Raw genomic sequence first — 26,035 nt, 5'->3', positions numbered from 1 at the left:
TGGCTGAAGAACTCAAAACAATAAAAACGAAACAACAATTTAGGGAACATTCATGCAAAAAACAACGCGCACTATGCCAACACACAAGCATATCGCTTTGGTCGCTCATGACCACTTCAAACCTGAGCTACTAAGATGGGTCAAAGAGAACAAAGAAAAACTACAAAAGCACTTCCTTTACGCAACGGGCACGACTGGTTCTCTACTCAGTAAAGAGACAGGCTTAGCAATCAAGAGCATGATCAGCGGCCCAATGGGCGGCGACCAACAACTTGGCGCGCTTATCTCTGAAGGCAAAATCGATATGCTGATTTTCTTCTGGGATCCGCTTAATGCTGTACCACACGACCCAGACGTAAAAGCACTGCTTCGTATCGCAAGTGTTTGGAACATTCCTGTGGCAACTAACCGCGCTACCGCTAACTTCCTGTTTAACTCTTCATTGCTTGAAGAAGAAGTAATCATCGAAATCCCAGACTACGAAGCGTATCTAGCAGAGCGCACGTAATCGCACGTTAAATGTGATCTCTACTGAACAGACTAAAATGCCTGCATTTTATCGCAGGCTTTTTTATGTCTCGTTTTCAGACATTAAACAGTTCAATCATAAAACAGTGCGAGAGTCTCTCTATTTATCGCTCCACACTGCCATCTCGTTGCCACTTGGCTCTCTGAAATGGAAACGTCTGCCGCCGGGAAAGCTAAAGATCTCACGGTTTATCTGACCACCAGCATCAATTACATCGCGCTCGGTTTGCTCAAGATCTTGGCTATAAAAAACCATCAGCGCCGCGCCATTATCCGTATTCGACGCCAGATCCGCCAAATAGAAGCCGCCCATTAAGCCTTTGCCTTCAAACGCAGAATACTCAGGGCCATAGTCTTCAAAGCTCCAACCAAACACTTGACTGAAAAATGCCTTAGTTGCTGAGATGTCTTTCGCAGCAAATTCAATGTAGTTAATAGAGCCGTGTTCCATAGCAAATTCCTTATGCTTTATGCGTCTGCCTTGTGATATTAGGGCAGGGATTGAAGATCTAATCTTAGACAATCAAGTCAAGTAACATCACTTTTTACGAACAACTGGGTAATCAGAACCATGCAGCTCCTGCACAAAGCCAGAGCCGTCGCCACTGTGCGTGATCCATACTTTCTCTTTTGCCCGCGTCATTGCTACATAGAATAAACGACGCTCTTCCGCATAAGGGAACGCGTCTGATGATTCAGTCAATGCGCCATCAATATGCAGCTGTTTCTTCTTGGTCGGGAACTGTCCTTCGTCAACACAAAGAATAATGACAAAGTCCGCCTCTTTACCTTTACTGCCGTGGCAAGTCATGAATTTGATATCAATGGAAGTGAAGATCTTCTTCCAGTCTTCCAACAACTCTGGCTTGTGGTAATGATTACGTCCAAGTAGCAGCACCGATTTATTGGTTTTGCCTTTGGATTGACGGTTCAGTTGATCAAGAATCTTCTCAACTTCTTTACTTGGTGCACTGTACACCGCCTTCTGCTTCTGTTGCTTGAAGCTGTTCAGTTCTTTCGGAATCTGAATTGGGTTTTCTTGTACAAAGCGATTAGCCACCGCACCTAACTGATTGTTAAAGCGGTAAGTCGTATCTAGGTGATGAATGGTCGAGCTTTCAAAACGATCCTTAAAGCCCGTGGTCAAATCCACATCCGCACCTGCAAACTGGTAAATCGACTGCCAGTCATCGCCTACTGCAAAAATAGAGGCTTGATGCTCGGCTTTAGACTGATTACAAAGTGCTTCAACCAAGGCAAGACGATCAGGTGAGATGTCTTGGTACTCATCGATCATGATGAACTTCCAAGGTGAGATAAACTTGCCCTTCTCGACATACTGGGTCGCTCGACTGATCATGATTGAGAAGTCGATATGATTCTGTTCTTTCAGCTCCTTTTGCCACGCGGTTACACATGGCCAACACAGTGACAGTTCGCTGTTGAGGCGCGTATAGTCTCGATGATCAATCAGCTGTTGCTGTACTTCTTTTTTCGTTAAGCCCGACGCATTCAACTGTTCTAGCTGCTTTTCAAGCCAACCGATCAATTTGAGGTTTGAAACGTGGCTACCAAGCTCATCGTCACCGGTTAAATAAGCGATTGGCCATTTAGACAAATGCTTTTGCCAACGTTTAAAGTTGGTCGGTGTCATCCAGTGCTTCTTCAACCAATCAATGCACCATGCTTGGCGTTGGTTGTCATCGAGCGCTAAAGGAGAAATAACCACACGTTCGGGTTCAACTTGATTCAGTATCTTTAAACCCAACTGGTGGAAAGTGCTGACTTGCACCTTCTCTGCTGATAAACCAATTTTGCTGTCGAGACGTTGCTTCATCTCTTCTGCCGCTTCACGACCAAAAGCGAGCAATAGCAACTCTTCAGCTTGAGCTTGATGGCTTTGCAGTAAATACGCGACGCGAGCCGTTAGAACACTGGTTTTACCCGAGCCTGCACCCGCTAAAATAAGGTTGTGATCATCATTCATCAACACCGCATATTGCTGCGATAAGTTCAGTGGTGACGACTCACATTGCGCAAACAACACTTCCCAGTTTTTTCGCTCGGTCTCTAGCCATTGCTGGTTTCTTTCAGCTTGCTTGATTTCCGTTTCAGATAACCATGGCTGCATTCTTGCGATGCGGTTTGGCATGCGTTGTGCGGCCTCTTCTAGCGTCATTGTCATACTCTCTAAGCCTGAGTTGACCATATCAACCCAAGTGTTGACCTTAGAATGCGGTAGAAAGGCTGGTAATTGCTCAAGACGTGTTAATTCAGCTTCCCACTGAGGTACGTGTTCAGCCAATTGTTCACATTGAGTGTCGTGCCACTTCTGATAAGCACTAACTGACGCGCGTGCAAATTGACGGCATTGATCCCAAGGTAAGCCTTGTACTAACCAACTGCGCTGTGTTCCATCTTGTTGATTAGCAAAAAATTGTAGCGATCCCCAGAACAATCCGCGCTTTATCGCGATCTTGCCACTCCAAATAGTAAATGGGATACGCTCTTCACTGCCTACTGAAGATAACAGCAAGCGTGGACCATCAAGTTCAACCTGATGATATTCATTTTGAATAAAAAACTGTGCAGTCTTGTTAGCGCTTAGCTGCATTGGAGTGTGCTCTTAATTGGGAATATTGAATTTATATCATGATGCAATGAGAATTAATAATATCTCATATCTTATCGACGCTTTCATGACCACCTACGGGCAATTATGGATAAGTATCAAATTCTTGTGCTTGATTTCTGTTAGGATTATGGTTTTTAGTGTGTCAAGTGAGCGACTGTGGACTTTTCAGCCAAATTACGCCTCTATTGGGCGAATAAAACCATAAATTACAGCGTATTAATTCTCATCACTCTGCTCGGCGTGGTGGTGCCTGCTTGGTATTATGGACAAAACACACTGATCACGCCTTTGATCTTAGGCGTTATTGCTGCGGCTCTTGCGGAAAGTGATGACAGCTTTACCGGGCGCTTGAAAGCACTCACGCTGACCTTTATCTGTTTCGCCGTTGCGGCTTTCTCTATTGAGCTTCTCTTCGATACGCCTTGGCTGTTCGCGATCGGGCTTTTTGTTTCAACCTTCTCTTTTATCATTCTCGGGGCAATTGGCCCTAAATACGCGAGTATCGCGTTTGGTTCTCTCTTGGTTGCCATCTATACCATGCTTGGTGCACACGAGAGCACCAACCTTTGGTTTCAACCGCTTCTACTGTTAACTGGCGCCGCTTGGTACTACTTCATGTCGATGATTTGGCAGATAGTGTGGCCAATGCAACCCGTGCAGCAAAACTTAGCCACGGTATTCGATCAAATCGGTAACTACATCGATTCAAAAGCGGAACTCTTCTACCCCGTTTCTGACTTGATTCCCCAGCCACACCGAATCATTGAAGCCAAACTCAACGCGAGTACCGTTAACGCACTCAACATGTGTAAAGCGACGCTGCTTAATCGCTCTAAGCGCGGACACATTGACGGCCCTAGTGACCGATTTCTTAACACCTACTTCATCGCACAAGATATTCATGAACGCGTCAGCTCTAGCCACTATCGCTATCAAGAGCTAGCAAAACACTTTGAGCGCTCTGACGTGTTGTTTAGATTTAAGTATCTACTGGAAGCGCAGGCCACTGCGTGTAAAGAAGTGGCGAGCTCGTTGAAAGTTGGCGCTGAATACCAGCATGGTGACAAGTCTGTATTGGCACTCGATGAGCTGATGTCTTCGCTCAATCATCTGCACCAACAGAATAATCCTAAATGGAAATCACTGCTGAACCAGTTGGATTACTTATTCAATAACCTAGCAACCGTTGAAAAACAGCTCTCGAATATCAGCAACCCAGATGCAGAGAAGATTGAAGAAGGTGTATTGGACGATACCAACCCTCATACTTTGACGGCAATGTGGCACAAGATCAAAGCTAACTTGCACACCGATTCTATGCTATTCCGCCACGCGATTCGCATGGCGATCACTTTGACGCTGGGCTACGGGATTATCCAGGGTTTTGATATCGAACGAGGTTATTGGATTCTACTGACGACACTGTTTGTGTGTCAGCCAAACTACAGTGCAACCCGTCAAAAACTGACGGCGCGTGTCATTGGCACGGTCGCAGGCTTATTGATCGGAGTACCGTTACTGACTTTCTTCCCGTCGCAAGAGAGCCAATTAGTGTTCATTGTGATCAGTGGCGTGATGTTCTTTGCGTTTCGAATCAATAACTACGGGTTTGCGACCGGCTTTATCACACTGCTTGTGCTCTTCTGCTTTAACCAATTAGGTGAAGGCTACGCGGTAGTATTGCCAAGGTTAGCGGATACCTTTATTGGTTGTGCTCTCGCCGTGCTTGCTGTCATTTATGTGTTACCTGATTGGCAGTCGAAGCGACTGCACAAAGTGATGGCGAATGCGCTCGATTCCAATAAGAACTATCTCGCTCAGATCATCGGCCAATACCGTGTCGGTAAGAAAGATAGCCTAAACTATCGTATCGCTCGACGTAGTGCGCATAATAATGATGCAAACCTGACTGCCGCGATCAGTAGCATGTTGGTTGAACCGGGTAAGTACCGCACCTCTGAAGATGAGAGCTTCCGATTCTTAACACTCAATCATGCTCTACTTAGCTATATCTCGGCTCTGGGTGCTCACAGAACGCGTATTGATGATGAAGCGACACACAAACTGGTGCTAGATGCGCACAGAGTAATCCACCAGCATCTCGACGCTCTAAATGATCAGCTCTATTCTCATAAAGAGCATTGTGAAGTGAAAAACGCTTATGACCCGGAGCTGGATAAACGTTTGAGTGAATGGCGAGAAGAAGATGAGAATTCTGTCAAAATGGTTCTACAACAGCTCCATTTGATCTATCGCATGCTTCCAGAACTGCATACCTTAGCGACCAAGTTTGCAGTTAAGGTTAAGATCGACAAGTCGTTTGAAACAGAAGCTTCTTGAGCAACAAACAAAATACCGTAAAAACAAAAAGATAACGCCAATTGCTTATCTTTTGATCATCGCAAATATTTATACATTGCTTTACCCATACCCCTAATTGGGTAGAGAAATTACTTACCTACCCTTGTGCCACAAGGGTTGAAGGCGTTTTTACATTGTAGGAATTTTCTGACTTTGATTGACCAAGCCTTAACTTTTCCTAACATTTCTCGGACAAAAAACGACCACAGGAATTTATAGTTGTCTTAGTTTCAAGAAACTTCAAACATCATTTAAAATTCACTTAATCTTGTTTGATTTCCTGAATCAGTAGACTATGCTCTAAAGAGCATATTGATTTGAACAAAGGTCACACTATGAATACACAGCAATTTGAAGCATTTAAGCAGCAAATACAGCTTCTTAGCCCACAACAATTAAAAGCACTTCAGGGTGAGATCGACGGCAACCTTGAAACAGAGAAGCCTTCTTTGCTTACTGATGAAGAATTAAACGCGCTAAATGACCTGTTCAGTTAATAGACAGACATCACTATTTTAGCTTAAGTTCACATTTTCACCGTAAATTTCATCTGTTCACCATTGCGCTCAAAATATCGTCCGCCTAGACTCATTTCATACGTCAATAAAAGGTTCTGATATGTCGATATCTGGTATTCAATCTGGTTACGCCATTATTCAGCAATCCACCAACATGGCTGAAGAAGCCGCAATCGAGCTCAACCAAGCCTCCAAACACGCTCTAGAATCCGACGACACTTTCGAAGCTAGCGATCTCAGCTTTAATCAAATAGAGCCTGAACAAGCCATTTCCTTTAAAGACAAAGAACCTGAACCTGCTTCATCTTCAACCGATTCCTTGATTAAACTGACACAAAGCGCAAGTTATAACCGCGTTGGTGCAAGTGTGGTTGATCGTCAAAACGAAGCCATCGGTAGCCTTCTCGACATTCATATCTAAATTTCGCTCAAATACAGCCTATATTTCGCGAAACTTCGCTGCTTTTTGCTTCAACAACCACACAAACTGTAACTCATTATATCAGGCGCTTGTTTCTGGTTTATTACTCGGTAGAATCAGCGCAAACCAATTTGCTGCACAAACTTTACTTCATACTATTTATGCCAAAACTAAATCTGCATCGCCGTGACTATGTTTCTATTTTAGGAGGCGACATCTCCGCAGACGAATTAGAAAAAAAGCTTCAGCCTCATTTTGAAAAGCCAGTAAATAAGCTGACACCTAGCCCCTACCTGACAGAAAAGAATCTCACACGTCGCTGGACAGCGCTCGATAATGCAGATTCACAGCAAGAACTGCTCGACCCTCATACACAAAGTCAGTTCCAAGCTTATGAGAAAAACATTGAGCACTTTATTGGCACCGTTAAAGTCCCTGTGGGAATATCTGGCCCTTTAAGAGTCAATGGCCTATTTGCTACGGGCGATTACCTCGTACCACTCGCGACCACAGAAGCTGCGCTTGTCGCGTCTTATAACCGTGGTTCTAAGCTGATTACGGCTTGTGGTGGCGCAAGTGCTATGTTGCTCAATGAAGGCGTAACACGTACTCCTGGCTTTGCATTTCAAGGATTAGTTGAAGCCGGACAGTTTGTGGCTTGGGCTGTGACTCAGTATGACCAGTTCAAGATCTTGGCAGAATCAACAACATCACACGGCAAGCTGACCGACATTAATATCAACATCGAAGGTAACCATGTTTACTTGGTGTTCGAATTTCTAACCGGAGACGCTTCTGGTCAGAATATGGTGACCATCGCAACCAATGCCGTGTTTGAGTACATCATCGAAAATACGCCAGTTAAGCCTGACCACGCTTTCCTTGATGGCAACTTGTCAGGCGATAAGAAAGCCAATACCCAAACCTTGCGCAGCGTTCGTGGCAAAAAGGTAACTGCTGAGGTTAATATCCCTGCAGAGCTTGTCGCGAAGTACCTACACACGACACCAGAGAAGATGGTCCAGTTTGGCCAAATGACCACAGTCGGTGGCGCTTTGAGTGGTACTATCGGTATCAATGCCCATTATGCGAATGCGTTGGCGGCACTCTATATCGCTTGTGGCCAAGACGCGGCCTGTGTCGCTGAGTCAGCGATTGGTATGACGCGTATGGAACTCAACAAAGAAGGCGGTTTATACGCTAGCGCGACACTGCCTAACTTAATGGTTGGGACTGTCGGCGGTGGTACCGGCTTGCCAAGTCAAAAAGCCTGTTTAGATTTACTTGGGCTGCATGGTAACGGTAAATCACAAGCACTCGCTGAAGTTTGTGCTGTACTGTGTTTAGCGGGTGAACTATCGATTGTGGGCGCATTTTGCGCAGGCCACTTTTCAAGAGCGCACCATAAGCTAGCTCGTAAATAACCTTTATCCAATTTGGCTTGTTCGGTTTTGTCGTTCATGCAAAATCACAAGCCAACCTGAATGCGTGAGTCATAAATGGATTACTTACACTTATCTAGGGTGAGCCTTAAGCACCTCACTGCGCTGCATATTATGCTGAACACTCACAGCGTCACTCAGACCTCAGAGCAACTCTGTGTCAGCCCTTCGAGTGTAAGCAAAACCCTGTCTCAGTTGCGTGACATCCTGAATGATGAGCTTTTCTATCGAGATGGTACCAAGCTTATCCCGACTCCCTTTGCTCTGAAGATAGCGCCCACTGTTCACGCAATTCTTTCAAGCATGAATGGACTGCTTCATCAAAAGAGTTTTACCCCTCAAGAGTACCAAGGCAGTTTTTCACTTTCGATGCGTGAAAGTACTTTCGAAGTATTTGCCTCAAAGATCAGTAAAATTACCACTGAGCTCGCGCCAAGCGCGAAGCTCAACATCTATTCGAAACAACAGCTCGGCTTCGATGCTTTACTCAGTGGCAAGGTCAATTTGATCTTGTTGCCTCATGATATATCTCAGCCGCCGACCGATAACAAAGAGCTGGTTTGGGAAACAATTCTTCCAGATGAAATGGTTTGTTTGATGGGCGCACACCAGCCTCTCGCTCAGCAAGAACTGACGGTAGAAGGCTACTTAGATTACAAGCACATTGGGATTTTAGATAACGAACTGTCTCAGCCTTACTTTGAACAAAACTTGGTTCAATGCCACCAACCAAGAGAGATGGCAATATCGGTCGCGGACTTCGGCGCTGCGGCTGTGTTGTGTCACCACACACCTTTCCTGTTCACTTGCTCTAAACAGTGGGCTGAGCATGCTAAACAAGCTCAGGGCTTAGTGAGCAAGCCCTTGCCTTTTGATTACGGTAAGGTGGCGTACAGCTTGGTGTGGAATAAACCCAACATGAATGATCAAGCGATCAAATGGTTGTGTGACCTGTTTTTAGAAGCTTAATATTTTTAGAGACTTAATATCTTTAGAAAGTTAACGTTCTTAGAAGCCTGATTGACCGCCTAAGAAATCTAAAGACTAGGTATAAACCTCAGGAGTTTGCATCGGTCTTTGAACTATGGTGTAGAGCTTATCGTGAAAGCTCTGCATCTGTTTTTCGGTGCATTTCGGCCAATCTAACGCGTCGCCAATGACACCATGATGCTGAAACGCATTCAGCCGAATTCGAATATCACTTGGTAGAGTCTTCAAGTAACGCCCCACTTGTTCAATTTCGTCCTCAAGATCGCTTTTATTTGGGATATGTAGCAACCTAACTTCGTGCAGTTTTCCTTTATCTGCTAAGTAGTTAATGGTTTCAAACACCCTATGATTACCTCTACCCACTAACCATTGATGTGTTTCCGATTGCCATGATTTTAGGTCAATCATCGCGCCATCAAGATAAGGCAACACCTTGTCCCACCCTTGAAGTGACAGCGAACCATTACTATCAATAAAACACGTGAGATGCGCTAACTGTGAATCACGTTTAATCGCTTGAAACAGCTCTATGATAAACGGCAACTGCATGGTCGCTTCACCGCCAGAAACGGTAATGCCACTCAAGAAAAACTGATTATGCCTGACAAGCTCCAGAACCTCTGAGGCCGTCATTGTGGTAATTTTCGGGCTCGACTTATGATCGCAGACATCAATGCACTGATCGCAATTCGTACAGGCTGCTGGGTCCCACTTCACTTTGCCATCAATAAGACTCAGAGCACTGCTCGGACAGCCGCTAATGCAGTCACCACAATGGTTACAGTGATTAATTGTGTGTGGGTTGTGGCAAGTAATACAGTCAAAGTTGCAGCCCTGAAGAAACAGCACCAAGCGGTTTCCCGGGCCGTCAACACAAGAAAAGGTCAGCACACGGCTGACCTTCGCTTGTTTTTCTGTCTTATTATTTTTAACCCTAGCCATTTGAGTTGTTAGATCAGAAATTTTCATAATTCACATTGTTCGTATTCGAAACGCACCATACACATAACGCACGCACGTTAAAGCTATTCGTATGTCGGCGACATCTCTGAACTCACCACGCGTGGTTTACGCTCTAATATGCCCGTGTTCTTCGCAGCTTCGGCACCTAAAAAGGTGGTATTGGTGCGTGAGCCTTGCTCGTCATATTTGGCAATGTCAGATAGCTTAATCATGTAACCCGTGACACGAACCAAATCATTTGATGCAACGTTAGCCGTGAACTCTCGGTAACCCGCTTGAATCGCGCCTTTACACAGGTTAAACATCGCTTCAGGGTTAGATTTCACTGTTTCGTCGATGGTCAGAATGTCACTGATGCCCGAGGTGTAGAACTTATGGTGACCCGCGGTTGCACGAACGTAAGAGACAGGATCCGGTTCGGTACCATAAGGAATACGGACACCCGGCGTCACATCTTCATCTAAGCTAATACCGCCTTGAGCATGCAGCAGAGCTTTACCTTCTAACCCATACTTCACGTCAGAGCGTTCAACGATCTCAGCCAGTTTTTCGGAGATACGGTGACCAAGCTGATTTGCCTGTTCATCGTGACCATAGCGCCCTGCTTGGCCCTCTTTCTCCAACAAGATGTTGACTGCTTCCGCCATGCCATAAATACCAAACATTGGCGCAAAGCGATCTTCTTCGATAAGGCCTTCTTTGGTCAGGAAACCTTCGAAGAAGTTAGACTCTTCATGCAAGAAGCGGCTACGAGCGTTCATCAACTCAACCATGATGCCACTGTAGTTCGGCAGTACTTGTTGTAAGAAATCAGCACTGTCCTCAGACTTCAACGCCACTTGCTTTAGGTTCATACGCACCAAGGTATTTGAACCGCCCGCTAACGGCAGAGAGTTGTAGCAGCTCACAATACCAAAACGCTTATCGCCGTAAGCCTCGGCATGCGCTGGATAGTTTGCAATATGTGGTTTACTGCATTCACAGATGTTGCTCGCCGCATGACGAAGTAGATCATCAGGTGTCAAGGCTGGGTCGTACATAAAGGTTAAGTTTGGCGCGATCTGCTTCAATTCAGCGTCTACACGTAAAATCGTACGGCAGATAATGTTGTCTGTCGGGCCGATATTCACATGCATAAAGGCGTCTGGCAGTGTGCGATCCAACATGATCCAGAACAGCTTAATCTTTTGGTATACCTGCTCTTCTGTTAAGTCGCCCACGAAAGGCATCAACACATCATCCAACTGACCTAGGTAAACCGGAATTGAAGTGACAGACGGAACATGGTGGTAAAGGATGGTAAGCATGTTCAATGCTTCATCGAAGTTGGTTGCCGCGCTAAGCTCTAAATACTCTGAGCCTTGATGTAAGTATTTAGAATAATCTGGAAGTACATAGCGCGGCTTAAATGGGGCGTGCCCTTCAAACATGTCACACAGCACACCTTGTTGTAAGGCTTGCTCTACTTCTTTGCTTACCGGCATATACGGTAAGCTGGCTTCAGCTTCTAAGGCAAGATAGCTCGACTTCTGTTTTGGTGACAGGTTGGCATCTGAAATGATATTGCTAAAGCGTTGTTGTTGCTCTGAAAGTGGTGAAGAAGTAGATGACGCAGATTGGTGGCTCATGATTAAACCCTTAGTGTTGTTATGGGCTTATTTTATATCTCACCGTTATATTTCCACTAATGAAATGTATGCAAGACTACATTTCCAAAATGGAAATAAATAATTTGTAAATTAGCGGTGTTGAGTTTTCTATGAGCGAGATGAGAAATAGAGAAATAGAGAAATAGAGAAACCAGAGTTAGTAGTGAAGAAATGAGAAAGCGCTAATTCGTTCTGTTTAAAACGATAGCGCCAAAAAGAGAAAACCCACATAACTGACGTTAGAGTCGTTAATGTGGGTTTAGTAGTTTAAATGAGCATTCTGAATGCTAGCTCAAGGCATACACACGATTACAGATCTGGAAGCGCTTGTTTACGTCCAACACCCATTAATACCTTTAACTCTCCTTGTGGAGTGTCAATCGAGAACGGTGTAGAGACTTCAACTACTGCAAAGCCCGCTGCACTCAATACATTTTCTGAGCGCTGTTGGCTTACACCGTAGTCTTCACTGTCGCTTTCCAAGTACCAATCCCAGTGTACAAACGTACCGTCGTTTTCAAGCAGCGTGTAAATCAGACTGACTGTGTCTTGTAGGTTCGGGATAAAACCACACACCGAAGAGGCTACCACTAGGTCAAACTGGTTTCTGAATGCTGGATGCTGCGCTGCAAGTCCGCGCGATAAAATATCAACTACCGGTTCAACGTTAGGTAACTCTTTCTTATCTAACTCTTCAATCATCCCTTCAGAGATATCAAGTGCGATGATCTCTTTTGCTAAAGGAGATATTTTCTGGCTGAGTAGTCCTGTACCACAACCAAAATCAAGGACACGGGTTCCGTTTAAATCAACGAGCTGTGTTAACTGGTCAAATACGGATTGTGCGAATACTGCAGTTGCGGGATCTTTATCCCAATCAACGGCGTATTCGTCCCATTGTTTCGCCATCATGGCCTCCATCTTTACTTCTTGTAGGTTCGGAACTTCCCCAGAGTAAACCAAATTAGTCAATTCGTCATAGAGTTATCATGCAAAGATGGACTATTTCTAAGATAGTCAGCACAATATTCAGATAATATGCACCAACCCCCGCTCAATATGGAAATGAAATGAACCTTTCTCAAGTCCAAGCCTTTTGTTCCGTTGCTGATTTAGGATCAGTTTCTGAAGCTGCACGCCAGTTAGAATGCAACCGAACCAAACTCAGCATGTCGATTAAAGCCTTGGAAAAAGAGTTAGATGTCGAGCTGTTCGTCCGCAGCGGAAACCACGTTGAGCTTTCAGAAGCGGGTAAAGCGATTTACAAAGATTGCGAAGGCATGTTGGTGACAGCCGCGCGTATTAAACAAACCTGCTTGCATGTTTCGGGCGAATTCAACGCAGAAATTTGGATAGCACGAGATGACTCCCTACCCGATGAAATGTGGCAGGACTTATCTCACGCCTTAAATAACAAGTACCCTTCTACCTCATTCAACTTCGTTCTCGCATCGAGCGGTGACTTAGCTAACCTAGTTGAAACTCAGCAAGTCGACTTCGCATTTGGTGTCGATTACGAACGCGTCGATGACCCAAGAATTATCTACAACCCGCTTGGTAAGATTCGAATGATGTCTGTATGCAAGAAAGGACATGATTTGAGTGCGATGCGACGAGTGTCTGATGAAGTACTGAGAAATTCGATGCAAGCAACCATGGTTTATCTTAATGAAAAGGATAATCCTGAGCTTGAGCCCTTCTCGCGTCGTTACATTGGCTTCTCTAGCTTCGACTTTATGTTGGATACGATTCTACGTGAAGAAGCATGGGGCGTAATGCCTGAGCCATTGATTCGCCATTTACTGCGTGAACAAGAGCTTGCCGTGATCAAACACACCTACGGTTTAACACAAGAAGACTACTGTATGTTTACCGCGGCTGGCATGGCAGAGCACCCAGGAATGAATTGGTTGGCCGACCAGCTTAGTGATTATTTGTTTGATTTCTAGACGGACGACTTTTACTCCATACTTAAGTCTTGCTCTAGAAAACCATCACGTGATCCACTAAGTAGCGTCCGTCTTCTTCAACCAATACCATTTCGGCGACAAACTCGCCTTTGGCGATGGTGTAAGCTTGTTTCCACACAAAAGCGATGGAGTCTGAACGTCTAAACAGCGCGACTTGCTCTCGCTCAGCAAAAAAGCCATTACTGTGCTGATAATGGTGACACACCTTTTCTAAATATTCCGGCGTAACAATGTCTTTCATCCTTTGAGTAAAGTCTCGACAGTGCTGTTCATGATCGACCTTGGTTGAACCGTCCATCAGATTATCCATAATCGGGTTAGCAATCACCCACAACTCGTTATCACTGATATCGTCAAACTTCATATTGATTCTCTCCTTGTCCATTGCAGTCGCAGTCAAATCTAGAAGACCAATAAGACCTTAGCGACTAATGTGTTGTATTAATCATAAACGATCCTATTTCAGTTGCACATCATCCCCAAAAAACACTCAACGTCAACTTTATTGACACCAAACCCTAACCTTAAGTCACTGAATTTTATTGATTTATATGTTTTAATTAAATAAGACATATAAACGTCATCAGATAAAGTTTGTAAAGTTAGCTCGATATTAGAACAATGAAGTTATCAAAAACATCTGGAAAATATTATGTGTGACAGGAAAAGTCAAAACGAAAATCGAGTACTATTGTTCTCAGCCCTTTTAGCATCAGGCTTCGCAATTGGCGGATTGGTGTTGGGTCTTCTCGTTGGCTCTCTGGTCATAGTGTTTGACGGTGTCTATTCTCTTATCAGCTTACTGTTAACTTTATTGTCACTAGCTGCTTCAAAATACATTAACCGCCCTTCAGATAGAGAGTTCCCGTTCGGTCGAGCTATCATCGAGCCGATTGTGATTGCGATTAAAGCCGTTGTGATTCTGCTTGTGGTTGGTTATTCACTTTACTCTGCGATTGGTGCCCTAATGACGGGTGGTCGTGAAGTTGATGCTTCTATTGCAACTCTGTTTGGTATTTTCAACGTGTTGGGTTGTGGTTACGCTTGGTGGTACATCGCGAATAAGAGCAAACGTATTTCTTCAGGTCTGATTCAGGCTGAATCTAAGCAGTGGCAGATGGATACGCTACTGAGTGTAGCGGTAACAGCGGGTTTCGTAGCGGCTTGGTTAATTACTTTTTCTCCGCTTGCAGAATACGCAGTGTATGCCGACCCAATGATGATGTTGCTAATGTCTTTCTACTTCATCAAAGTTCCTTTCGACATGTTACGTGAGGCGATGCGCGAACTGCTTATGATGTCGGCAAACAAAGATATTTGTGATGCGGTAGATAAGAACGTTGTCGCGGTAGACAAAGAAGCGGAGCAAGATTTGGAGCTGATGGGTGTGACTAAGGTTGGTCCAGAATTACGAATCAATGTTGATATTCATACCAACGACCAACAAGCGATTGCGGTCGATGATATTGAACGTACGCGCCGCCAACTTAAGCGACGCCTATCGAAGATGCCATATGAGCTTCAATTGAATCTCAATATCGCGAGTTAAGAGTCGAGAGTTAAGAACCAAGAGCTAACCAATCAACCTCTCGCTGACTAAGACTCTGATTGAACCTTTTTAGAAGCCGACGCCGTAACCGTCGGCTTTTTGTCTCTGGTTACCCACCAGCAAGCTAAAGAGCCAATCGTTACCATACAAACGCCCTGCCAAAACGTCATGCTCAATGACAAACCCAAAATAATAGAAGACAGTAAGGTCGCAAAAATAGGCGTGAAATACGACATGGTCGCCAAGAAGACCATATTGCCGCCAAGTATCGCTGTATTCCAAAGCGCGTAACCTGCGCCCATACACACGCCTGCCAACACTAAGTCAATCGCAGCACTGGTTGTCATCACCATGCCGGTTTCGTTACTCAATGCGTATTTGATCCACAAGGTGATTGCCGTTGCGATAAAGAACAACACAATCGCATTCTGCCCTTTCGCCACTTTCTGAGTGTAATTACAGTAAACCGCCCAAATAATCGCGCCGAAAAACGCCATTGAATAAGTTTTTGGGTTAGTAGCAACATTGGCAGCGATTTGTTCAACAGAAAGCCCCTGATCGCCGCTGATGCTCCAAGCGACGCCAAAGAAGGCCAAGAAGATACTTGGGTAAACCAACCAGTTAATTTTCTTGTCGCTCAGCAGCACCGCAAATAACACCGTCAGTGCTGGCCATAAGTAGTTGATGACAGCCATTTCCAAGGCTTGATGTCTATTGTTTGCCATTCCTAAAGCCAGAGCCAAGAAGATCTCATAACAAACGAACAAGGTGCCGCCAATCAGCAAATAAGACTTAGAAAAGCGTGACAGCTTTGGTAGACCCATAACACAGATCAACAACAGCGCACTCACCGTGTAAAGGCTGGCCGCACCACCGATTGGGCCCAGTTGTTCAGATACGCTTCGAGACAGCGCGATTAAGCAGCTCCAAAGTAGAATGGCAGCAATGCCGTAGCAGCTATGGCGATGAGATTTAAACACACCTCTTCCTTTTCTTTATTGTCATTGGGTAATCAAAGCGAGCTTAAAGCAAAGATAGACTTAAGCACCACTATCGATAACTTACAGTAGGTAAAAATAAGTAGCCGAGCACATAACTGCACTCGGCTATCAATCATTCACTCAAAAATCTAAAAGCAATTATGCCAATAACAGAGCTTGCAGGTCAGCTAAAGACTTAACTTGATAATGAGGGTTAATACCTGCTGGTGCTGCTTTCTCTTGGCTGTTCAACCAACACGTCTCAATACCAAAATCCAAGCCGCCTAAAATATCTGAATGCGGGTTATCTCCGACCATCAATACGCGTTGTTTTGCTGGTAAGCCAACAAGCTTGTGTGCATGTTCAAAGATTTCAGCGTCTGGTTTCGCGACACCGACTTCTTCAGAGATGATCACATGGTCAAAGTAATCTGTCATGCCTGTGCGTTCTAAACGTATAGATTGCAGCTCGGTAAACCCATTCGTGATGATACCCATGTTCACTTTGCCTTTTAAAGACTCCATCAACTCTTTTGCACCTGGGAGCAGAGAACAGATATCCGCCATTGCGGTCAAAAATGCACTGTTTAGTTCTGCTGTTGTTGTCTCTAACTTTGTTGCCCAGCTTTCAAAACGCGCGTGCTTCAGTTGAGCTGCCGTAATGCGGCCATCTTGATAATCTACCCAAAGTGGTAAATTAACCTCTTGGTAAACCGAATAATCCTGTTCACTAAAGTCCACACCAAAACGGGAGAACATCAGCTTCATTCCTTGAAAAGCATCAAAGTGGAACAAGGTTTCATCCGCATCAAAGAATATCCAATCGTACTTCATTTTCTGTCCTGTTATTCGCGTTGTTGAGCAGTGCTGTGTTTGTTTTTATCGTAGTTTTGCTTAATTTTTCTCTTCGCCTTGTAGGCTGGCAATCACTTTACTCGTAAATCTGTGAGCCTGTATATAAATCTAATAATTTATATAAAACAAGTCGCAACTCATGATGTATCGCAAATTTTGCCACATATTAAACCAATACCATACAAGAAATACATTTAAGTACCGGGAGGTATTATGAAACACTTCTTACCGTCATCTGTCATGCTCACCCCATTTCTTGTCAAATACTATGACGAGGAGCCAGAAGACACGCTTGATTCTGAAGAGTCACAAGAACCTGAAATTGAATGCAGCGATGACTCAGATAAAACGTCGACACCAGCCTAACTAGAAGAGTTTTCAATGAAAAACCTTATTTTTCATTGTTATAGAGCACCATTCTGCTCTTGGTGGAGCCAATTTATCGCTAATCACTACTGACAAAGAACACAGCCAAAAACCATGAAAACGATTGCTATATGAGCCCTATCACAACGACTAGCCACAAAGTGGTAGTTCGGAATCAAAGTTATTCCAGATCAATGGTCGACCACTTGAATGCCGACAACATGTAGGAAATTAAAAATCATAATTAACGGAGTTTTCCAATGTCTACTGCATTTTACATCCCTACAATCAACTTCATGGGTACTGGCTGTCTGAAGGATGCTGCTGATAGCATTCAGTCTCAAGGCTTTAAAAAAGGTCTGATCGTTACTGATAAGATCCTGAATCAAATTGGCGTAGTTAAGCAGGTACAAGACCTTCTTAGCCAGCGTGGCGTAGACGCAGTTGTATTCGACGGCACTCAACCAAACCCAACCATCACTAACGTGAACGATGGTCTAGAATTGCTGACTGACAACGATTGTGATTTTGTTGTTTCTCTAGGTGGCGGTTCTCCACACGACTGTGCAAAAGGTATCGCTCTGGTTGCTTCTAACGGCGGCAAGATTGCAGATTACGAAGGTGTCGATCAATCTGAAAAACCGATGATGCCTCTTATCGCTATCAACACGACTGCGGGCACCGCTTCAGAAATGACACGTTTCTGCATCATCACTGATGAAGAGCGCCACATTAAGATGGCTATCGTTGATAAGCACACAACACCGCTTATTTCAGTAAACGATCCTGAACTAATGCTTGCTAAGCCTGCATCACTGACTGCTGCAACAGGTATGGATGCGCTAACACACGCAATCGAAGCTTACGTTTCTATCGCAGCGACACCAATTACAGACGCTGTAGCGATTAAAGCCATTGAACTTGTACAAGCACACCTAAGAACAGCGGTTACGCACGGCGAAGACATTGAAGCTCGTGAGCAAATGGCTTACGCACAGTTCATGGCGGGTATGGCGTTCAACAACGCGTCACTAGGTTATGTTCATGCGATGGCGCATCAGCTAGGCGGCTTCTACGATCTTCCACACGGTGTGTGTAATGCTATCTTGCTACCACACGTTCAACGCTACAACGCGCAAGTTTGTCCTGAGCGTCTACGTGATGTTGCAAAAGCAATGGGCGTTAACGTTGAAGGTATGTCACCAGAGCAAGGTGCAGAAGCTGCGATCGAAGCAATTGTTCAACTAGCAAATGACGTGAACATCCCAACAGGTATCGCGCAACTTGGTGCGAAGCTAGAAGATATCCCTACTCTGTCTGACAACGCACTGAAAGACGCATGTGGTTTTACTAATCCTAAACAAGCGACCCACGAAGAAATCTCTGCGATTTTCGAAGCGGCAATGTAATCTGCCATTAAGTCACTTATAAACTTATCGACAAACGGGCTCACCTACTGAGCCCGTTTTCTTTACCTGCCATATGTTATTCAAGTCTCTGTTTTGAATAGCCACTGATTAAGATAAATCTCTTTAAAAGTCGCATTGTCATAACTGCTTAGTTATAGTCAAACTATTGATACATAGAATGACAAACAGGTTCCATTGAGTCGTTGGATAGTTAACTCCTCATTATTAGCATCGCTCGTTTCCCACTCTGCCTTCGCGGAGGAACAGGATGAGTGTCACAGCCAACCGTTAGAAGACACGCGCGTCGAAAAAGCTTACCACTACCTAAACAGCAAGTTTTGTCAGCCCGCAATATGGTTCGATAACTTCTTTGTGGATGACCGTATTACCGAGGACGCCAGAGCCGGAACCTCTGTACGTTGGTATAATGATTTCATCTATTCTGAGGGCGGTGACGTGGATTATTCCACCAAGCTCAACGCACGCCTGCATTTACCCTTTGTCAGCAAAAGGCTTAAGCTAATCTACGAGTCTGTTGGCGATGAAGAATTCTTAGACTTCTTCCCACAAGATTCTGAAGAGTTAGAAAATGCACTTGGCCTTCGTTATGACGCCTATGCCAAGGGTTACAGTAGTTTCAATATCAAAGCGACATTACGCCCAAGAATAGAGGCTCGCTATCGTTTTACCTACCCGCTCACCACAGATGCAGTATTCCGGCTAACCCAACGTGTGTATCAAGAGAAGAAAGAGACGGGAGAGAGCACTGATATCGATTTTGACCTCTCTTTGAGTGACGATTTCTTAGCGCGTTGGTCTAACTTTGCTGGCTATAACGATGACCTCAAAGGCTGGGAGTATGGTACGGGCATTACCTTGTACCATTACCTTTCTCAAGACCAAGCTCTGTAATACAGCGCCACGATAACCGCGACCAGCGAACCGTATAACCACAACGAATATTCGCAAGTGTCGGTAACGTATAGAGAAAATGTATGGAAGGAATGGCTGTTTTACGAGGTCACCCCGCGTTACCAGTGGGAACGAGAGCCTTACGAGAAACACACGGAAGAAGCCAACATCACCCTTAGGCTTGAAGTCTTGTTCAACAATGTCTAGTGAGTGTTTGTGAGATTGGGGCATCGTTAGATAGAAAACGAGGCACAAAAAAGCACATCATGTGATGTGCTTTTTCAGTTCTATATAAGGCTTAAACTGTAGTCTTAACCTTTGTAATTTCTTACTCGCGCCGCTTCTGCTTCACGTTTATCGACAACCGTCTTACCGATTGGCGCCAGCGAGATAACCGCTAATTTAAGGTGCTGAATCGCGAACGGAATACCGATGATGGTAATGAAACACGCCACAGCTGACATGATGTGACCAATCGCTAGCCAGATACCCGCAAATAAGAACCAAATCACGTTACCAATCACGCCTAGCGGGCTCGTGCCGATGTCCATTTCATTGGTTAGCTCATCACGCGAAATCGCTTCCTGACCAAATGGGAAGAATGAGAAGTTACCCATAACGAAACACGCTCTACCCCATGGAATACCAACGATGGTTAGGAATGCGAGCAGTCCGAAGAACCACCAAGCTAGTCCCATAAATACGCCACCGAACAGAAACCAAATGATGTTTCCTATTGTTTTCATTCTGTATTCTCCAAATCTTTAAATGCTGTTTATTTGATATGCCGAGTAAGGCAATGCTTGTTGTAATAGGTTCATTATTGTTGAACCTTTATGAACCGTTTATGAATCACTTACATTTTATGTGATTGATATACACCACGGTTCTCTAAATCTACATAGGGCTAAACCCATTTATTTGATACCATACACTTAGATTTTTAGTACCAAAAAGCTAAACAGACTCAACAACGAATTTAAGGCCGAATTTATGAATAACACTGAGCAACCTAAAAAGAAAATGAAAAACTGGGTGCCAATCGTCTTCTTCGGACTTCTCAGTACGGTTCCAGTGTTCATGTTCTTAGTTGATGTGTACATCAACCAGTATATGTAACAGAGCCGGACATCCTAGCTATATAAATGGATATAAGAACCCTTTCCTGTATCCATTTCAGTTCCAATTAGATCAGTTCTTCTTCAGCCAGCTCTTCGTTAATCAAATCAGCTCTTCGCTAATAAAATCTAGAATGTCTATCAGCTCATGATCAGGCAAATTTAGTAGGTTATCCCCTACATACCATTCAATCTTACATTGGTTTGGCAACTCACTGATCGCTGGGTTTCCTATCCAAATCTTGTGTTTCTTCGCTATGTTATCTCTCACAATAATGCCGTCTTCATAGCTCACAGGTAAATATAGGTGAAGCATGTTGACCTGCGGTTGCTGCGGATTAACAGTGAACTGAGGATAGTCTAATAAGATTTGGTAGATCTGTTTTGTTCGCTCAAACAGTGATGGCATCAACTCTAATCGCTCATCAAACTGCATTGCTGCTGAAACCACATAAGGCGTTCGGTGATAAACATTGCCACCTTGGCGCTTCATCCACGCCGATGCTTTCGCGACAAAGGCTTTATCGCCCAACAATAACGAACCACCAAGGCCATTGAGACCTTTGTACAGCGAAACATAAGCACTATCGAAGCCCTGAGCAATCTCGCTGTATGGCTTTTGATAATACGCGCCGCATTCCCACAAACGTGCACCGTCCATATGAAGGTGAATCGATTGTTCTTTGCAGTATTGCTTGATCGCTTCAAGCTCATCCCATTCTGGTAATTGGCCGCCGATTTCACGCATGGGTAATTCATATAGAGCGGCTGCAATCTCATCAGGCCATGCCTTTAAGTCATCAACATTCCAAGTGCGAAATACATTGCCGACCGGAAGCACGTTGAAACGATTTTGGAGCTGATACCCTTGGCGTTCATGGCGAATGATATGACTCGACTCATGCATCGCTACTACCGGGTTTCTTTTCTCTTGGCAGGCAATTTCTAATGCTGTGGGTTGATTCATGGTGCCGGTAATAACAAACACGGCGGCTTCATAACCAAGCAGCTCTGCGACCTTATTTTCAAAGCTCTCGATAAACTCGCCATCACCGTAGCTATCATGGCTCACATTGTGTGTTTCACACCATTCAGCCATCTGAGCGAATGTTTGTGCTGGTGTCGGTTCTAGATGACCAGAAAGCAACAAATCACATTGTTGACGCAAGTCCATGCTCATAGTTTTTTCCTTTATTCATTATCGTTCTATGTAGGGTTATTGGATTATTTACGTTACCCACCAACGGTGACATAAAATGCCCACATTCGCTTTTACTATTCGTGAATAATTAGTTTTACTCAGTCATCGGCTACTTGTGCCTGAAAGACACAAAATGACTGGTGTCTTATATAATTAAACGCAGAAAGCACACGTATCTAAACAAAGAAGTATGGGCTAATTCGTTGTTGTTCAACCATTCTTCTATTATTGTATAACTATAATTCCAATAAATATTATTCGTTAATGGACAAAGAGGGCTATATGTCGAAAAATCGAGTCTTGGTGCTATTCGCCCACCCTTCTCAACATCGTTCTGAAGCAAACAAACCCTTATTTGAACAAGCCAAACGCGTTGACGGTGTTACCTGTGTCGATCTCTATGCCGAGTATCCGACATTTAAAATCAACATCGACCGTGAACAGAAACGCCTGTTAGACCATGACATCATCATTTTTCAGTTTCCTTTGTATTGGTACTCAACACCGGCAATTCTTAAAGAGTGGCAAGACCTTGTTCTTGAATACGGCTTCGCCTACGGCGCCGATGGCAATGAACTACAGGGTAAGAACTTATTATGTAGCATTACTGCAGGTGGTAAAAAAGATGCCTACCAAAGTGATGGTTACAACCATTTCACTATTCGAGAGCTGCTTCACCCAATCGAACAAACTGCTTCTCTGTGTGGGATGAACTATCTCGCGCCCTTTGCGTTATTTGGCTCGCGTACCGCGTTGGAAGAAAACCGCATTCAAGAGCATGTCGATAGCTATAAAGTGCTGTTAGAGGCGTTGGTTGCCGGCAAGATCAATATTAAGAAAGCCAGCAAAGCAGAAAAACTCAACCACTACGTAGAAGAACTAATGGCAGAGGTTAAATAATGACGGGATATTTTCTACAAGCGTTTATCTACTTAGTCGCAGCAGTTATTGCCGTGCCTATTGCCAAAAGACTTGGTCTTGGTTCTGTATTAGGTTACCTCATTGCTGGTGTTGTGATTGGCCCAATCATCGGCTTAGTGGGTGAAGAGACCACAACCATCCAACACTTTGCCGAGTTCGGCGTGGTTATGATGCTGTTCTTGGTCGGCCTTGAACTTGAGCCTAAGATGCTTTGGGCAATGAGAAACCGACTGATGGGGCTGGGTGGCCTGCAAGTTGGTGGCACTACCGCGATTGTAATGGGTATCGCCCTTTTCTTCGGACAACCTTGGACCATTGCGCTGACTATCGGTTTGATCTTCGCACTGTCATCTACCGCGATTGTACTCCAAACCTTTAACGAAAAAGGGCTATCCAAAACAGAAGGCGGCAAGAACGCTTTTTCAGTCCTACTGTTCCAAGATATTGCCGTCATCCCTATGTTGGCGTTCATTCCTCTATTAGCGTTGCCAGAATTAATTGAAGCTGCACAAAGCGCGGTCGCTTCGGCCTCTGATCATCATGAAGAGTTAAGTCTTGTTGCTGGCCTACCCGGTTGGGCTTATGGCCTTGTGATCACAGCATCTATTGCGATTGTTGTGGTCGGCGGACACTTCTTGAGTCGTCCACTGTTCCGCTTCGTGGCAAGCTCAGGCCTGCGTGAAATCTTTACTGCAACCGCACTGATGTTGGTGATTGGTATTGCTGCACTGATGAGCCTAGTCGGCCTATCACCGGCTTTGGGTACCTTCCTTGCGGGTGTGGTTTTAGCGAACAGTGAATTCCGCCACGAGCTTGAGTCTAATATTGACCCGTTTAAAGGGCTGCTACTTGGCTTGTTCTTCATTACCGTTGGTGCTGGCATCAACTTTGATGTTCTATTCAACGACTTTGGTTTGATCATTGGCCTCACTCTTGGCGTTATGCTTCTTAAAGCCTTGGTGCTATTTACGTTGGCATTGATCTTCAAAATCAAAAACAGTGACCGTTGGCTGTTTACACTGAGCTTGGCGCAAGCCGGTGAGTTTGGTTTTGTACTACTAAGCTTCTCAGCTCAAAACCACGTATTACCTGCTGACATCGTTCAAACATTGTCGCTGGTTGTGGCACTTTCAATGTTCCTAACACCAGGGCTGTTCATTCTATTTGATAAAGTGATTCTTCCTCGTTACGAACAAAAATCTAACGACCGCGAAGAAGATACCATCGAAGAGAAAGGTACCGTTATCATTGCGGGCATTGGTCGATTCGGTCAAATCGTTAACCGCTTGTTGGTGTCGAACGATGTCAATACGGTGGTTCTTGATCACCAAGCGAACCAAGTAGACTTACTACGCTCTATCAATATCAAATCTTACTTTGGTGATGCGACACGTCACGACTTATTGCATACCGCCGGAATCGAAGAAGCCGCGATGCTAGTAGTAGCAATCGATAATCAAGACTCAAGCGTTGAATTGGTCAAATACGTTAAACACACCTACCCTAAAGTGAAAATCTTAGCCCGCGCATTCGACCGTGGTCATAGTTATCGCTTACGAGAAGCAGGTGCAGACTTTGTGGAATCAGAGACCTACCATTCTGCTCTTGAAATGGGTGCAGAAGCCTTGCGCTCTTTGGGTCATCACCCATTCTTCGTTGAACAGCAAAAATCGACGTATCAACGCGTTGAAAGCCGTAAGTCTGAAAAGCTCTATCAAGCTTGGTCTGAAGCGGAAGAGAACCCACGCTACGACAACAACTACCGACAAATCTTCATTCACCTTGAAGAAGCAATGAAAGAAGATATGAAAAAAGACCGTTCAGACAAACACTCTCGCTCTGAACGTGGTTGGACACCACCACCAAAAGGCTATGCAGATGGCTTTGAGGAAGAAGAGTCTTAAACGGCATCTAGACTTCAGCTCTAGATAACCATGCAATTCAACCATCAAAAGCGGCTATTTAAGCCGCTTTTTCTTTCATTTACCCCCTACAAAACGTCAAATGAGCATAAGTAGCGGGTGCTGAAAATCGTAATCCGAGAGATTTGTGTGATCTAGCTAAAATTTTTAATTTCTGACCACATAGCAAAAGTGGATTCAATTTTTACATTATTGAAACATTCCACCCCTGCATAAACCACACCATAAACATGGCTATATATGCACTCATTCCTACCATTCAAGCACCCACCCAATTCATAGCGACCACTAACTAAGGCTTGAATTACATTGCATATATCGAAATGCGCCGCAAAAGCCCCAACAAACCCATTCATCAATCAAATAAATAACGCACAACATTCACAAATTCAAACTATCAAAATTAACATAAACATTTCAAAATATGTCTATCGTTACAATTTGTAACGAATGGCGGTTGTCGGTATAGTCCTGCAATTCAAAAAGTGAGACCTTTGCGCTCACCTTAAAGGAGATATAATAATGATTACTAATGATGCTGTAATAATGGGCATGTTAGCTGTTATTCTTGGCGGTGTTTTTATCACGGAAAGTAGCCAAAATAGCGCACTGAAAAAATTCTACTCGTTCGTTCCGGGTCTATTGCTCTGTTACTTTGTTCCTTCTCTATTGAACAGCCTAGGCATCATCGACGCATCAAACTCAAAGCTGTACTTTGTTGCAAGTCGTTACCTATTACCAAGCGCACTCGTTCTACTGATCATCTCAGCTGACCTACGCAAAATCTTCGGCCTTGGCTCAAAAGCCGTCATCATGTTCCTAACGGGTACTGTCGGCATCATCATTGGTGGCCCTTTGGCGATTTTAATTATCGATCAAGTTAACCCTGACCTCGTATCTGGCGATGTATGGCGTGGCCTTACAACTGTCGCTGGTTCTTGGATCGGCGGCGGTGCGAACCAAGCAGCAATGAAAGAAGTGTTCGAGGTTGATGATCAACTATTCTCTGCAATGATTACGGTTGATGTTATCTGTGCGAACATTTGGATGGCCGTGTTACTTATCATGGCAGGTCGCCAGAAGAAAATTGATGCATGGTTAAAAGCAGACACATCAGCTATCGAAGAGCTAAAAGAGACGGTATCTAAATACCAAGAAGAGAACGCTCGCCCAACAACAACAACCGATCTTATGAAGATCACGGCAATTGCTTTCGGTTTGACGGGTTTAGCTCACTTATTCAGTGACATGATTGCACCATGGATCTCAACCAACGCGCCGGAGCTTGCGAAATATAGCCTAACATCTGTATCCGCCCCATGAAC

23 protein-coding genes and 2 pseudogenes are annotated in these 26,035 nt (G+C 44.4%); 15 read left to right on the top strand and 10 right to left on the bottom strand.

From position 1 onward, the window contains the following. Nucleotides 1-52: 52 nt before the first annotated feature. Nucleotides 53-508, top strand: a complete 456-nt coding sequence (locus AB4493_RS13300) for a methylglyoxal synthase (protein WP_017064778.1) — start codon at nt 53-55, stop codon at nt 506-508. Nucleotides 509-628: 120 nt separating this feature from the next. Here AB4493_RS13300 and AB4493_RS13295 read toward each other — a convergent pair whose 3' ends face one another. Both AB4493_RS13295 and helD read right to left on the bottom strand, forming a co-directional pair. Beyond that, on the bottom strand, nt 629-979 hold the full coding sequence (locus tag AB4493_RS13295; protein WP_017060889.1) for a VOC family protein: 351 nt from the start codon (nt 977-979) through the stop codon (nt 629-631). 87 nt (nt 980-1,066) lie between these two features. Further along, a complete protein-coding gene (gene helD, locus AB4493_RS13290; protein ID WP_017064779.1) occupies nt 1,067-3,142 on the bottom strand; it encodes a DNA helicase IV in 2,076 nt (691 codons plus the stop codon). 177 nt (nt 3,143-3,319) lie between these two features. Between helD and yccS the strand changes: the two genes are divergently transcribed. From yccS to AB4493_RS13265, 5 genes are all read left to right on the top strand, one after another. Then, entirely contained in the window at nt 3,320-5,503 is a 2,184-nt protein-coding gene (gene yccS / locus AB4493_RS13285; RefSeq protein ID WP_017067021.1) for a YccS family putative transporter, read from the top strand. 332 nt (nt 5,504-5,835) lie between these two features. After that, the gene (locus AB4493_RS13280; protein WP_029235859.1) at nt 5,836-6,021 is read left to right on the top strand and encodes a hypothetical protein; all 186 of its coding nucleotides are present in this window, start codon (nt 5,836-5,838) and stop codon (nt 6,019-6,021) included. Nucleotides 6,022-6,142: 121 nt separating this feature from the next. Then, on the top strand, nt 6,143-6,463 hold the full coding sequence (locus AB4493_RS13275) for a hypothetical protein (protein ID WP_017060893.1): 321 nt from the start codon (nt 6,143-6,145) through the stop codon (nt 6,461-6,463). A gap of 161 nt (nt 6,464-6,624) precedes the next feature. Further along, a complete protein-coding gene (locus AB4493_RS13270; protein WP_372155154.1) occupies nt 6,625-7,887 on the top strand; it encodes a hydroxymethylglutaryl-CoA reductase in 1,263 nt (420 codons plus the stop codon). A gap of 75 nt (nt 7,888-7,962) precedes the next feature. Beyond that, nucleotides 7,963-8,874, top strand: coding sequence for a LysR family transcriptional regulator (locus AB4493_RS13265; RefSeq protein ID WP_372155152.1), 912 nt, complete (start codon nt 7,963-7,965; stop codon nt 8,872-8,874). 75 nt (nt 8,875-8,949) lie between these two features. Here AB4493_RS13265 and AB4493_RS13260 read toward each other — a convergent pair whose 3' ends face one another. The 3 genes from AB4493_RS13260 to AB4493_RS13250 form a co-directional block, all read right to left on the bottom strand. Then, nucleotides 8,950-9,864 (bottom strand): YjjW family glycine radical enzyme activase, encoded by a 915-nt coding sequence (locus AB4493_RS13260; RefSeq protein WP_372111625.1) that lies wholly within the window; start codon nt 9,862-9,864, stop codon nt 8,950-8,952. 56 nt (nt 9,865-9,920) lie between these two features. After that, on the bottom strand, nt 9,921-11,486 hold the full coding sequence (locus AB4493_RS13255; RefSeq protein WP_372155150.1) for a YjjI family glycine radical enzyme: 1,566 nt from the start codon (nt 11,484-11,486) through the stop codon (nt 9,921-9,923). A 330-nt stretch (nt 11,487-11,816) separates the two neighbouring features. After that, entirely contained in the window at nt 11,817-12,416 is a 600-nt protein-coding gene (locus AB4493_RS13250; RefSeq protein ID WP_017064785.1) for a class I SAM-dependent methyltransferase, read from the bottom strand. A 161-nt stretch (nt 12,417-12,577) separates the two neighbouring features. Here AB4493_RS13250 and AB4493_RS13245 point away from each other — a divergent pair, with 161 nt between their 5' ends. Then, nucleotides 12,578-13,456 carry a LysR family transcriptional regulator gene (locus AB4493_RS13245; protein WP_016797108.1) on the top strand — a complete coding sequence of 293 codons (879 nt, stop codon included), beginning with the start codon at nt 12,578-12,580 and terminating at the stop codon, nt 13,454-13,456. 34 nt (nt 13,457-13,490) lie between these two features. Here AB4493_RS13245 and AB4493_RS13240 read toward each other — a convergent pair whose 3' ends face one another. Beyond that, complete coding sequence (locus AB4493_RS13240) at nt 13,491-13,841, bottom strand: hypothetical protein (RefSeq protein ID WP_052880051.1); 351 nt, start codon at nt 13,839-13,841, stop codon at nt 13,491-13,493. A 288-nt stretch (nt 13,842-14,129) separates the two neighbouring features. Between AB4493_RS13240 and AB4493_RS13235 the strand changes: the two genes are divergently transcribed. Further along, on the top strand, nt 14,130-15,026 hold the full coding sequence (locus AB4493_RS13235) for a cation diffusion facilitator family transporter (RefSeq protein ID WP_017060900.1): 897 nt from the start codon (nt 14,130-14,132) through the stop codon (nt 15,024-15,026). A 47-nt stretch (nt 15,027-15,073) separates the two neighbouring features. Here the strand turns inward: AB4493_RS13235 and yddG are convergent, their stop codons facing one another. Further along, nucleotides 15,074-16,006 (bottom strand): aromatic amino acid DMT transporter YddG, encoded by a 933-nt coding sequence (gene yddG, locus AB4493_RS13230; protein WP_371721354.1) that lies wholly within the window; start codon nt 16,004-16,006, stop codon nt 15,074-15,076. 159 nt (nt 16,007-16,165) lie between these two features. Further along, nucleotides 16,166-16,840 (bottom strand): pyrimidine 5'-nucleotidase, encoded by a 675-nt coding sequence (gene yjjG / locus AB4493_RS13225; RefSeq protein ID WP_065584585.1) that lies wholly within the window; start codon nt 16,838-16,840, stop codon nt 16,166-16,168. A 234-nt stretch (nt 16,841-17,074) separates the two neighbouring features. On the opposite strand from yjjG, the gene AB4493_RS13220 reads away from it, so the two are divergent. The 3 genes and pseudogenes from AB4493_RS13220 (at nt 17,075) to AB4493_RS13210 (ending at nt 19,755) form a co-directional block, all read left to right on the top strand. Continuing rightward, nucleotides 17,075-17,227, top strand: a complete 153-nt coding sequence (locus AB4493_RS13220) for a hypothetical protein (RefSeq protein ID WP_372155149.1) — start codon at nt 17,075-17,077, stop codon at nt 17,225-17,227. Between the two features lie 260 nt (nt 17,228-17,487). Further along, complete coding sequence (yiaY, locus tag AB4493_RS13215) at nt 17,488-18,636, top strand: L-threonine dehydrogenase (RefSeq protein WP_102428336.1); 1,149 nt, start codon at nt 17,488-17,490, stop codon at nt 18,634-18,636. A gap of 195 nt (nt 18,637-18,831) precedes the next feature. Then, a pseudogene (locus tag AB4493_RS13210) lies at nt 18,832-19,755 on the top strand (hypothetical protein). 104 nt (nt 19,756-19,859) lie between these two features. Here the strand turns inward: AB4493_RS13210 and AB4493_RS13205 are convergent. Then, a complete protein-coding gene (locus AB4493_RS13205; RefSeq protein WP_004730224.1) occupies nt 19,860-20,294 on the bottom strand; it encodes a YccF domain-containing protein in 435 nt (144 codons plus the stop codon). A gap of 247 nt (nt 20,295-20,541) precedes the next feature. Here AB4493_RS13205 and AB4493_RS13200 point away from each other — a divergent pair, with 247 nt between their 5' ends. After that, complete coding sequence (locus tag AB4493_RS13200; RefSeq protein WP_017060906.1) at nt 20,542-20,667, top strand: hypothetical protein; 126 nt, start codon at nt 20,542-20,544, stop codon at nt 20,665-20,667. Nucleotides 20,668-20,769: 102 nt separating this feature from the next. Here the strand turns inward: AB4493_RS13200 and AB4493_RS13195 are convergent, their stop codons facing one another. Continuing rightward, nucleotides 20,770-21,846 carry a low specificity L-threonine aldolase gene (locus tag AB4493_RS13195; protein WP_372155147.1) on the bottom strand — a complete coding sequence of 359 codons (1,077 nt, stop codon included), beginning with the start codon at nt 21,844-21,846 and terminating at the stop codon, nt 20,770-20,772. 303 nt (nt 21,847-22,149) lie between these two features. Between AB4493_RS13195 and AB4493_RS13190 the strand changes: the two genes are divergently transcribed. The 3 genes and pseudogenes from AB4493_RS13190 to AB4493_RS13180 form a co-directional block, all read left to right on the top strand. After that, nucleotides 22,150-22,767, top strand: a complete 618-nt coding sequence (locus AB4493_RS13190) for an NAD(P)H-dependent oxidoreductase (protein ID WP_046223961.1) — start codon at nt 22,150-22,152, stop codon at nt 22,765-22,767. Then, nucleotides 22,767-24,692, top strand: a complete 1,926-nt coding sequence (locus tag AB4493_RS13185) for a monovalent cation:proton antiporter-2 (CPA2) family protein (protein ID WP_048608770.1) — start codon at nt 22,767-22,769, stop codon at nt 24,690-24,692. Before AB4493_RS13190 ends, AB4493_RS13185 begins: the two co-directional genes overlap by 1 nt. Before the next feature lie 540 nt (nt 24,693-25,232). Beyond that, nucleotides 25,233-26,018: pseudogene (locus AB4493_RS13180) on the top strand (DUF819 domain-containing protein); the annotation flags it as partial. Nucleotides 26,019-26,035: the final 17 nt, after the last annotated feature.

Origin of the sequence: Vibrio sp. 10N.222.55.A1, from assembly GCF_041473835.1 — a bacterium.
Lineage (GTDB): Bacteria > Pseudomonadota > Gammaproteobacteria > Enterobacterales > Vibrionaceae > Vibrio > Vibrio crassostreae_C.
Note: the sequence above shows the minus strand (reverse complement) of the source record. Positions and strands in the feature narration are given on the sequence as shown.

Excerpts from the sequence above, each read along its gene's own strand:
- AB4493_RS13300 (WP_017064778.1), top strand. The coding sequence starts at position 53 with ATGCAAAAAACAACGCGCACTATGCCAACACACAAGCATATCGCTTTG.
- AB4493_RS13295 (WP_017060889.1), bottom strand. The coding sequence starts at position 979 with ATGGAACACGGCTCTATTAACTACATTGAATTTGCTGCGAAAGACATC.
- helD (WP_017064779.1), bottom strand. The coding sequence starts at position 3,142 with ATGCAGCTAAGCGCTAACAAGACTGCACAGTTTTTTATTCAAAATGAA.
- AB4493_RS13275 (WP_017060893.1), top strand. The coding sequence starts at position 6,143 with ATGTCGATATCTGGTATTCAATCTGGTTACGCCATTATTCAGCAATCC.
- AB4493_RS13270 (WP_372155154.1), top strand. The coding sequence starts at position 6,625 with ATGCCAAAACTAAATCTGCATCGCCGTGACTATGTTTCTATTTTAGGA.
- AB4493_RS13265 (WP_372155152.1), top strand. The coding sequence starts at position 7,963 with ATGGATTACTTACACTTATCTAGGGTGAGCCTTAAGCACCTCACTGCG.
- AB4493_RS13260 (WP_372111625.1), bottom strand. The coding sequence starts at position 9,864 with ATGAAAATTTCTGATCTAACAACTCAAATGGCTAGGGTTAAAAATAAT.
- AB4493_RS13255 (WP_372155150.1), bottom strand. The coding sequence starts at position 11,486 with ATGAGCCACCAATCTGCGTCATCTACTTCTTCACCACTTTCAGAGCAA.
- AB4493_RS13250 (WP_017064785.1), bottom strand. The coding sequence starts at position 12,416 with ATGGCGAAACAATGGGACGAATACGCCGTTGATTGGGATAAAGATCCC.
- AB4493_RS13245 (WP_016797108.1), top strand. The coding sequence starts at position 12,578 with ATGAACCTTTCTCAAGTCCAAGCCTTTTGTTCCGTTGCTGATTTAGGA.
- AB4493_RS13240 (WP_052880051.1), bottom strand. The coding sequence starts at position 13,841 with ATGAAGTTTGACGATATCAGTGATAACGAGTTGTGGGTGATTGCTAAC.
- AB4493_RS13235 (WP_017060900.1), top strand. The coding sequence starts at position 14,130 with ATGTGTGACAGGAAAAGTCAAAACGAAAATCGAGTACTATTGTTCTCA.
- yjjG (WP_065584585.1), bottom strand. The coding sequence starts at position 16,840 with ATGAAGTACGATTGGATATTCTTTGATGCGGATGAAACCTTGTTCCAC.
- AB4493_RS13220 (WP_372155149.1), top strand. The coding sequence starts at position 17,075 with ATGAAACACTTCTTACCGTCATCTGTCATGCTCACCCCATTTCTTGTC.
- yiaY (WP_102428336.1), top strand. The coding sequence starts at position 17,488 with ATGTCTACTGCATTTTACATCCCTACAATCAACTTCATGGGTACTGGC.
- AB4493_RS13205 (WP_004730224.1), bottom strand. The coding sequence starts at position 20,294 with ATGAAAACAATAGGAAACATCATTTGGTTTCTGTTCGGTGGCGTATTT.
- AB4493_RS13200 (WP_017060906.1), top strand. The coding sequence starts at position 20,542 with ATGAATAACACTGAGCAACCTAAAAAGAAAATGAAAAACTGGGTGCCA.
- AB4493_RS13195 (WP_372155147.1), bottom strand. The coding sequence starts at position 21,846 with ATGAGCATGGACTTGCGTCAACAATGTGATTTGTTGCTTTCTGGTCAT.
- AB4493_RS13190 (WP_046223961.1), top strand. The coding sequence starts at position 22,150 with ATGTCGAAAAATCGAGTCTTGGTGCTATTCGCCCACCCTTCTCAACAT.
- AB4493_RS13185 (WP_048608770.1), top strand. The coding sequence starts at position 22,767 with ATGACGGGATATTTTCTACAAGCGTTTATCTACTTAGTCGCAGCAGTT.